We start from the raw sequence: 231 nt of genomic DNA, 5'->3' as shown, positions 1-231 counted from the left end.
TTCCCCCAGTAGCGGCGAGCGAACGGGGAGCAGCCCAGAGTCTGAATCAGCATGTGTGTTAGTGGAACGGTCTGGAAAGTCCGACGGTACAGGGTGATAGTCCCGTACACAAAAATGCACATGTTGTGAACTCGAAGAGTAGGGCGGGACACGTGGTATCCTGTCTGAATATGGGGGGACCATCCTCCAAGGCTAAATACTCCTGACTGACCGATAGTGAACCAGTACCGT

1 rRNA gene is annotated in these 231 nt (G+C 53.7%); it reads left to right on the top strand.

The features are described from left to right. Positions 1-231: ribosomal RNA gene (locus FHD02_RS24235) — 23S ribosomal RNA — on the top strand; the annotation flags it as partial.

Source organism: Citrobacter sp. EC_71 (genome assembly GCF_019584005.1).
Classification (GTDB): Bacteria; Pseudomonadota; Gammaproteobacteria; order Enterobacterales; family Enterobacteriaceae; genus Citrobacter; species Citrobacter werkmanii.
This window is presented reverse-complemented; position numbering and strand designations above follow the sequence as displayed.